Origin of the sequence: Pseudomonas sp. AD21 (assembly GCF_002878485.1) — a bacterium.
Taxonomy (GTDB): Bacteria; Pseudomonadota; Gammaproteobacteria; order Pseudomonadales; family Pseudomonadaceae; genus Aquipseudomonas.
The window spans coordinates 59,061-65,808 of sequence record NZ_NQYG01000027.1; the positions used below are offsets into that span (position 1 = coordinate 59,061).

At 63.5% G+C, this 6,748-nt stretch carries 5 protein-coding genes; 3 read left to right on the forward strand and 2 right to left on the reverse strand.

Going from position 1 to position 6,748, the window contains the following annotated elements:
- Positions 1–27 precede the first annotated feature (27 nt).
- The 3 genes from PseAD21_RS17125 to PseAD21_RS17135 all read left to right on the forward strand — a co-directional run bounded on the left by PseAD21_RS17125 (position 28) and on the right by PseAD21_RS17135 (position 3,911).
- On the forward strand, positions 28–1,605 hold the full coding sequence (locus PseAD21_RS17125) for an aldehyde dehydrogenase (NADP(+)) (RefSeq protein ID WP_102356703.1): 1,578 nt from the start codon (positions 28–30) through the stop codon (positions 1,603–1,605).
- Positions 1,606–1,608: 3 nt separating this feature from the next.
- A complete protein-coding gene (locus PseAD21_RS17130) occupies positions 1,609–2,874 on the forward strand; it encodes an FAD-dependent oxidoreductase (RefSeq protein ID WP_102356704.1) in 1,266 nt (421 codons plus the stop codon).
- A 68-nt stretch (positions 2,875–2,942) separates the two neighbouring features.
- A complete protein-coding gene (locus tag PseAD21_RS17135; RefSeq protein ID WP_102356705.1) occupies positions 2,943–3,911 on the forward strand; it encodes a Dyp-type peroxidase in 969 nt (322 codons plus the stop codon).
- A 27-nt stretch (positions 3,912–3,938) separates the two neighbouring features.
- Here PseAD21_RS17135 and PseAD21_RS17140 read toward each other — a convergent pair whose 3' ends face one another.
- Together PseAD21_RS17140 and PseAD21_RS17145 are read right to left on the reverse strand one after the other, a co-directional pair.
- On the reverse strand, positions 3,939–5,927 hold the full coding sequence (locus PseAD21_RS17140; protein WP_102356706.1) for a U32 family peptidase: 1,989 nt from the start codon (positions 5,925–5,927) through the stop codon (positions 3,939–3,941).
- A gap of 229 nt (positions 5,928–6,156) precedes the next feature.
- Entirely contained in the window at positions 6,157–6,537 is a 381-nt protein-coding gene (locus PseAD21_RS17145; RefSeq protein ID WP_003224376.1) for a RidA family protein, read from the reverse strand.
- Positions 6,538–6,748 lie beyond the last annotated feature (211 nt).

Consider the following 6,748-nt stretch of genomic DNA (forward strand, 5'->3'; position numbering starts at 1 on the left):
GCTTCACTCGAATTATCAGGAACCGCCATGACTCTGACAGGCCACATGCTGATCGGCGGCCAAGCCGTTGCCGGCAGCCGTGAAGCGATCCGCGGGATCGACCCCACCACCGGCTCCGTGCTCGAACCGGCCTATACCGGCGGCAGCGCTGAGCATGTCGAACAGGCCTGCGCCCTGGCGTGGCAAGCGTTTGACCGTTATCGCGAGACGTCCCTGAGCGCTCGCGCCGAATTTCTCGAGACCATTGCCGATGAGATTGAAGCCCTCGGCGATGAACTGATTGACCGTGCAGTGGCCGAAAGCGGTCTGCCACGTGCGCGTATTCAAGGTGAGCGCGGGCGCACTTGCGGGCAACTGCGCACCTTCGCCCGCACCCTGCGCGCTGGCGAGTGGCTGGACGTGCGGGTCGATCATTCGCAACCACAGCGCCAGCCGCTGCCACGTTCTGATCTGCGGCAACGGCAGATCGCTTTGGGGCCGGTGGCGGTGTTTGGCGCCAGCAACTTTCCCCTGGCGTTCTCCGTGGCGGGCGGTGACACCGCCTCGGCACTGGCCGCCGGTTGCCCGGTGATCGTCAAGGCGCACAGCGCGCATCCCGGCACCAGTGAATTGGTCGGCCAGGCGCTGACTCGTGCAGTGAAAAAGTCCGCTTTGCCCGAAGGCGTGTTTTCATTGCTGTTCGGTTCCGGCAATGAAGTGGGTATTGCGCTGGTCAGCGATTGGCGCATCAAGGCTGTGGGCTTCACCGGTTCGCGCAGTGGCGGCCTCGCCCTGAGCAAAGCGGCGCAGGCGCGGCCCGAGCCGATTCCGGTGTATGCGGAAATGAGTTCGATCAATCCGGTGCTGCTGTTTCCCGCAGCTCTTGCAGCGCGGGGCGAGGCGCTGGCGCAGGGCTTCGTCGCCTCGCTGACCCAGGGCGCCGGGCAGTTCTGCACCAATCCCGGACTAGTCATCGCTCGCCAAGGGCCGGCGCTGGACAGCTTCATCGCGGCGGCCGCCGAGCGAGTCCAGCGCAGCCCGGCGCAAACCATGCTCACACCGGGGATTTTCCGCGCCTATGCAAGCGCCGTCGCCGCGCTGGCCGAACATCCGCAAGCGCAGTGCGTGGCCAGCGGTCTCGCCGCTGAAGGGCCGAACCAGTGCCAGGCGCAGTTATTCGTCACCCGCGCGCAGGATTTCCTCGCCGACGCACGCCTGCAAGGGGAAATTTTCGGCGCGGCGTCGCTGATCGTACAGTGCGCCAACGATGATCAAATCCGTCAGGTTTGCGAACATCTCGAAGGCCAGTTGACCGCCACGCTGCACCTGGATGACGCCGATCTGGATCGCGCCCGCGCCTTGTTGCCGACGCTGGAACGCAAGGCCGGACGCCTGCTGGTCAACGGCTGGCCGACCGGGGTCGAAGTGTGTGATGCGATGGTTCATGGCGGGCCGTTTCCGGCCACTTCGGACTCGCGCAGCACCTCGGTGGGCACGGCGGCGATCCTGCGGTTCCTGCGCCCGGTGTGCTATCAGGATTTCCCCGACAGCCTGCTGCCGTCAGCGTTGCAACAGGCCAATCCGCTGCACTTGCGGCGGTTGCTCGACGGTCAGAGGGAAGCCTGAAACATGTCCGATAACTTCACAGCGGACAACGCCGACATCGCGGTGATCGGCGCCGGCATCATCGGCGTCGCCTGCGCCCTGCAACTGGCGCGCCAGGGCCGGCGGGTGGTGGTCATCGACCGTCAGCCGCCAGGGCATGGCGCCTCGTTCGGCAACGCCGGGCATCTGGCGACCGAACAGGTGTTTCCGATTGCCGACGCGTCGATCCTCAAACGCCTGCCAGCGATGCTGATGGACCCGATGGGCCCGCTGCGTCTCGACTGGAAGTACATGCCACGCGCCGTGCCGTGGTTCACCCGTTTGTTGCTGAACCTGCGCCCGGCGCCGTTCCAGCGCACGATTGCCGGCCTGCGTGCGCTCAACGAAAGCAGCTTCGCCGCGTGGAATCGCTTGCTGCAGAGCATCAGCCAAGCGGATCTGCTCAAGGAGGACGGCTCGCTGCTGGTATTCGAACGCGCCGAATCGCGGCAAGCCATCGACGCCTTGCAGGCGCGCATGCGCCAGCAACAGGTGCCGGTGGATTTCTGGTCGGCCAGTACCGTACACAACAGCGCGCCGCAGCTCAGCGCGCAGATTCAGGGCGGCTTGTTCTTTCCGCGCACCGGGCACTTTCTCGACCCGTATCGGGTGGTGTGTGAACTGGTGAGCGCCGCCAAAGCGGCCGGCGTGCAGTTCCTCGAACAAGAAGTGCTGGGCGGCCAGTTGCAGGAACATTGCGTGGCGTTGAACACCACTCAGGGCCGCTTCACCGCGCGCCAGGTGCTGATCGCCTGTGGCGCGCACTCGGCGAAACTCACGGCTGCACTGACCGGCAAACAGGTGCCGCTGGACACCGAACGTGGCTATCACCTGATGCTGCCGCACGAACACGAGCGGCTGCCGTTCGCCGTCACCTCGCTGGAGCGCAAGTTCATCATGACGCCGATGGCCGGCGGCTTGCGGCTGGCCGGTACGGTGGAGTTTGCCGGCCTTGAGCGCCCGCCGTTCATGGAGCGCGCCTGGCAGTTGCACCGTTTGAGCAAGGGTTTGTTCCGTCGCGATTTGAACGCTGAAGACGCGACGCCGTGGATGGGCTTTCGCCCATCGCTGCCGGACTCGCTGCCGATCATCGACAAGGTCTGCGACGGCAAGGTACTGCTCGCGTTCGGTCATCAGCATCTGGGGCTGACGCAGGCGGCGGTGACAGCGGAGCTGGTCGCGCAGATGGTCTTACCGGGAACACATTCCGGCTTGCCGGCATTGGATGCCTATCGACTGGGTCGCTTCTGAGATATCGATGAAACGTTTTTGGTTTCATAATGAGCGCCGACCTTAGCCCTGCGCACATGGAACCGACTATGACCTCGACAATGGATACCCAGACACCCGAGCCGCAAGCCATCTGCAACCCGATCACCAGCAGCGCGATTTTCATCGTCGCCACGCTGATGCCCGGCAGCGACGCCGCCAGCCAGGTGCGCGGCTGGTGCGGCGACATCGCCGCCCTCACCCGTTCGGTCGGCAAACGCGTGCCCAACGGAAACCTGTCGTGTGTCTGCGGGTTCAGCGCCAACGCCTGGGACGCGCTGTTCGGCAGCCCGCGCCCGGCATCGCTGCATCCGTTCCGTGAGTTCGGCGTGGAAGGCCGCCGCGCGGTGGCGACCCCGGGGGACATCCTGCTGCACATCCGTGCCGACCAGATGGACCTGTGTTTCGAACTGGCGACGCAGCTGTGCAGCGCGCTCAATGGCGCGATCACCGTGCTGGATGAGGTGCAGGGTTTCCGTTACTTCGACATGCGCAGCATCATCGGTTTCGTCGATGGCACCGAGAACCCGGTGGGGCGCAAGGCAGACCACTTCACCCTGATCGGCAACGAAGACCCGGCGTTCGAATCCGGCAGCTACGTGCTGGTGCAGAAGTACCTGCACAAGATGGACGCGTGGAATGCGCTGAGCGTCGAAGCTCAGGAAAAGGTGATCGGCCGGACCAAGCTGGCCGACATCGAACTCGGTGAAGAAGTGAAACCGAGCAACTCCCACAGTGCCCTGACGACCATCACCAAGGACGGCCAGGAGCAGAAGATCCTGCGTGACAACATGCCGTTCGGCCGCCCGGGGGCTGGCGAGTTCGGTACCTTCTTCATCGGCTACGCGCGCTCGCCCGAACCGATCGAGCAGATGCTGGAGAACATGTTTGTCGGCAAACCCGTCGGCAACTATGACCGTTTGCTGGACTTCAGCACGGCGGTCACCGGGGGTCTGTTTTTTGTGCCTTCAGCCGACTTGCTCGAAGCGCTGGCGGATCGAGAGCCCGAGCAGGCGTGACACTTTAGCGCCACGCCCGCCCGTCACTCAGTGTGGCGCGCGCGGGATGGTTTTCAGCAGGTCTTCCGGGCTGATGTGACCAACCACGCTGCCCGGTTGCGGCAGGTTGAGAATGTGACCTTTCATCTTGCCGATGATGTGCATCTCGCACGGCTTGCAGTCGAACTTCAGGGTCAGCACTTCGTCGCCGTGAATCAGCTGCATCGGCGCGACCTTGGTGCGCACACCGGTCACGCCCTTGGCCTGTTTCGGGCACAGGTTGAACGAGAAACGCAGGCAGTGCTTGGTGATCATCACCGGCACTTCGCCGGCCTCTTCGTGGGCCTCGTACGCCGCATCGATCAGCTTCACACCGTGGCGGTGATAGAAGTCGCGCGCCTTCTGGTTGTAGACGTTGGCGAGGAACGACAGGTGCGACTCCGGGTACACCGGCGGCGGCGTGGTTTCGGCTTTGCGGCTGCCACGCGGATGCGCCGCGACACGGGCGGCGGTCAGCGCTTCGATCACTTCGCGGCGCAAGGCCTTGAGCTGCGAGTTCGGAATGAAGAACGCCTGCGGCGCATCCAGTTTCACGTCGATCGCGTGGTACTGGGTGGTGCCGAGCTGACCGAGCAGATCCTGCAATTGCTCCAGCGCCTGCTCCGGCTTGTTGGCCACGCCGAACGGACCGTTCAGGGTCACGCTGGCACTGATGCCCTCCTCACTGGTGGCGGTCACTTGCAGCTGTTCTTCACGCAGACGTGCGACCCAGCTCAGGGCCACCCGACGCTCGGCAGACGTCTTCTGCAGCGCCTGTTGCCAGTTGTGGTCGAGGTTGCGGTTCAGCGGATGGTTCGGGCGCAGCTTGTACAGGCCTTCCGGCATTTCGTTCGGCTCGACGCGGTAGCGATAGCGCTTCTCGCCGTCTTCTTCGAACTCGCCCTTCGGCTCGGCGATGTTGGCGCGGAAACCCACCACTTCACGCTTGACCAGTACGTTGAGGCCGTCGCCGTTGGACAGCGGCTCTTGAGTCACTACCTGCATGTCACGCTTGCCGACTTTCTCGACGGTGCCCACTGGCAGACCGGTGAAGGTTGGCGAGTCGAACGCGCCGATATCGATCTTGCGATCGGTGACGAAGTAATCGGTGCTGCCACGATGGAAGGTTTTTTCCGGGTCCGGCAGAAAGAAATGCGCGGTGCGCCCGCTGGAGGCGCGGGCCAGGTCCGGGCGGTCTTCGAGCACGTCGTCGAGGCGCTGGCGGTAATAGGCAGTGATGTTCTTCACATAGCCCATGTCCTTGTAGCGACCTTCGATCTTGAACGAGCGCACACCGGCCTCGACCAGCGCGCGGATGTTGGCGCTCTGGTTATTGTCCTTCATCGACAGCAGGTGTTTTTCGTAGGCGATCACCCCACCCTTTTCGTCTTTCAGGGTGTACGGCAAACGGCACGCCTGAGAGCAGTCGCCACGGTTGGCGCTGCGGCCGGTCTGCGCGTGGGAGATGTTGCACTGCCCGGAGAACGCCACGCACAGGGCGCCGTGAATGAAGAACTCGACGGCCGCGTCGGTTTCATCGGCGATGGCACGGATTTCTTTCAGGTTCAGCTCACGGGCCAGCACCAGTTGCGAGAAACCGGCCTGATCGAGGAACTTCGCTCGCTCCAGCGTGCGGATGTCGGTCTGGGTACTGGCATGCAGCTCGATCGGCGGGATGTCCAGTTCCATCACGCCCAGGTCCTGGACGATCAGCGCGTCGACACCGGCGTCGTACAACTGGTGGATCAGCTTGCGCGCCGGCTCCAGTTCGTTGTCGTGCAGGATGGTGTTGATGGTGGTGAAAATGCGCGCGTGATAACGACGGGCAAACTCCACCAGCTCGGCGATTTCGCTCACCTCGTTGCAGGCGTTATGGCGCGCGCCGAAGCTCGGGCCACCGATGTACACGGCGTCGGCGCCGTGCAGGATGGCTTCACGGGCAATGGCCACGTCACGGGCGGGGCTGAGCAGTTCCAGGTGATGCTTGGGCAAGGACATAGTTTTTTTAGTCAGGCTGTCACGGTTAAGGCGCGCATTGTAGCTGCGAAACGCCCGGCCGGCACGCCTGTGCTGCCAAGTGGCAGGCCTTGTGAGCGGAAATCCGCGCCAGGCTCCAGCTTTTTTTGGACAGACAGACCGCCATCGCCAGCCACAGGGAACTGTGGTGGTCCGCAATCGATGGCTTCACACAAATCAATGTGGGAGCGAGCCTGCTCCCACAGGAAAATCAGGCCTTGGCAGCCATCGCGGTGACTTCCACGCGCATGCCTTCCACCGCCAGCGACGCCACGCCAACAGCGGCGCGCACCGGCCATGGTTTGGCGAAGAAGCGCTTGTAGACTTCGTTGAATGCCGCGCGATCAGCCATGTCGGTGAGGTAGATGGTCAGGTGCATGACCCGATCCATCGAACTGCCCGCCCGCTCCAGCGCCACTTTCAGCGCCTGCAAGGTGCATTCGCTTTGCAGGGTGATGTCGCCCAGCTCCAGGCTGCCGTCGGCGCGGGTCGGGATCTGGGTCGAAACCAGAATGCCGTTGAACCCGACAACGTCGGAGGAAATGGAGTCCGCATCCGGATCAGGGGTGAAGCTGAGGTCTTGATTAGCCATGTAAGTCTCTTGTCTGGAGAGAGTGAGGGTCGCCGGGGAATAACCTGCCGGGACTTTTCGCGGGGGGAGTTTACAACAGTCACCCGCTCAAGCTCAGGCAACCGTCGCGGCCAGACACAAATCGCGCGCACAAAAAAACGCCAGCCCTTTCGGACTGGCGTTTTTTCTGAATATGGCAGGGGCGGCTGGATTCGAACCAACGCATGGCAGG

What these genes read in the sequence shown, in the direction of transcription:
- PseAD21_RS17125 (WP_102356703.1), top strand. Translation starts at nt 28, where the DNA reads ATGACTCTGACAGGCCACATGCTGATCGGCGGCCAAGCCGTTGCCGGC.
- PseAD21_RS17135 (WP_102356705.1), top strand. Translation starts at nt 2,943, where the DNA reads ATGACCTCGACAATGGATACCCAGACACCCGAGCCGCAAGCCATCTGC.
- PseAD21_RS17145 (WP_003224376.1), bottom strand. Translation starts at nt 6,537, where the DNA reads ATGGCTAATCAAGACCTCAGCTTCACCCCTGATCCGGATGCGGACTCC.
- PseAD21_RS17140 (WP_102356706.1), bottom strand. Translation starts at nt 5,927, where the DNA reads ATGTCCTTGCCCAAGCATCACCTGGAACTGCTCAGCCCCGCCCGTGAC.
- PseAD21_RS17130 (WP_102356704.1), top strand. Translation starts at nt 1,609, where the DNA reads ATGTCCGATAACTTCACAGCGGACAACGCCGACATCGCGGTGATCGGC.